General features: G+C 32.5%; 2 protein-coding genes and 1 pseudogene. 1 reads left to right on the top strand and 2 read right to left on the bottom strand.

Annotated elements, in window-relative coordinates; genetic code table 11:
• Both ACFQZ1_RS17840 and ACFQZ1_RS17835 read right to left on the bottom strand, forming a co-directional pair.
• Window positions 1–273, bottom strand: a 273-nt coding sequence (locus tag ACFQZ1_RS17840) for a tubby C-terminal domain-like protein (protein ID WP_445291727.1), incomplete at its 3' end; no start/stop codon positions are given.
• Between the two features lie 300 nt (window positions 274–573).
• A complete protein-coding gene (locus ACFQZ1_RS17835) occupies window positions 574–858 on the bottom strand; it encodes a hypothetical protein (protein ID WP_377883544.1) in 285 nt (94 codons plus the stop codon).
• Between the two features lie 517 nt (window positions 859–1375).
• Here ACFQZ1_RS17835 and ACFQZ1_RS17830 point away from each other — a divergent pair.
• Window positions 1376–1470 (top strand): annotated as a pseudogene (locus tag ACFQZ1_RS17830) (IS6 family transposase); the annotation flags it as partial.

The raw sequence follows: 1470 nt of genomic DNA, 5'->3' as shown, positions 1-1470 counted from the left end.
TTCATATTCTTCACTCGTCAGACAGTTAATAACTTTATACTTAGGATTTCCTAACCATTTGGTCTTCTTGCACTGATAAATTATATCTCCATCGTTGGAGTAAACATCGATTTGAACGTTCCAATCAATATCCCATGCATAGGTTGTCATTCTTGTTAATATATTTTTGTAATTTCTTTTAAATGTGAATACCTTATTTCCAGTTTCATCTATAACATCAACCGATTTACTAGAGTGCTTTATCTTAGGAGGTAAGTATGTATATTTCTTCATGTTAATATTTCTCCTTTATTTCTGAATGAAATAAAACGGTTTCCATTGTTCTTTTTCTTATTTTTGTAGTTGTAATTTATCAAAAGAGTACCCCCTTTTTTCTTTATTGTATCATCTGGAATAATTGGTATGTTATGTAATTTTTGCTGTATGTCATATTCATACTCGGTTAACATAACGTATCATTATCGGGATTCAATGTATTTAAAAGACTATTAAAAGTCCCCCAGATTGTTTAACTGGGGGACTTTTGTGTTCATATAATTGCCGTTATCAGAAGTTATTTGATTTCTATTGTTGTTATGGCATAGACCTTACAATTGATTCTATGAGTAATGACAAAATAGCTAAAAGAACAGTCATGGATGTGGAAACAAAGATTACTTTTCTGTTTATGCTTAAAACTTTTTCATTGGATTTACGCTGTAGCAAATATAACCATATTCCCACAAGGATAGAACTACCCCAAATGATTAATCCTATTTGTGTCACGATCTTTTGCCAATCAACAATCCAGAAATAGAGAATACCCAGTTGCATAATGAGTAGAACGGATGTAATAGATGTTGTTATATATTTCTGCATATGTATCACTCCGATATGTCAGTATATTTTTAAATTACAGTAAATCTCTCCCCATTTTAGAGATGGTATGGTATTGTATTTTATTGTTTTGCTAATCTACAATTTCGTATAATGCTATAAGTCCCCATCGCCAAGAACATGATACTCAGTCCGATAAACGTAGTACTTGTCCCCATGTTGCCCTGTGAGAAGTTCTGGATTGCATATAACACCATTGCCAACATACTGATAAACAGAGTACCAATAGTAAAAGGATGTATCTTTACCATCTTTTCCATCTCCATTTCATAATCTTATGTATACATATTATACCAACGAAGTTGTAGGTTAGATACAGATTTCCTTTGTATACCCTATACATGTTCGGTTAACATAACGTAACATTATCGGGATTCAATGTATTTAAGAGACTTTTGTGTTCGCACAATTCTCGATATAGGAATTTGGGCTCTGGTGCAAAAAATCTAAGAAGCTTGGACATACTGATATTATCAATCTATAAAGGATTTGTATCCGTATGAAAAAGCCAACAGAATTTAAGTGGAAACATTACGAACCTGAAATTATCTTACATGTAGTACGCTGGTACCTACGGTACAGTCTGAGTCTTCG

The sequence above is a fragment of the Bacillus sp. CGMCC 1.60114 genome, assembly GCF_042676365.1.
Lineage (GTDB): Bacteria > Bacillota > Bacilli > Bacillales > Bacillaceae_G > Bacillus_A > Bacillus_A rhizoplanae_A.
The sequence above is the reverse complement of the archived record's forward strand: the minus strand, read 5'-3'. Positions and strand labels throughout refer to the sequence as shown.

What these genes read in the sequence shown, in the direction of transcription:
- ACFQZ1_RS17835 (WP_377883544.1), bottom strand. Translation starts at nt 858, where the DNA reads ATGCAGAAATATATAACAACATCTATTACATCCGTTCTACTCATTATG.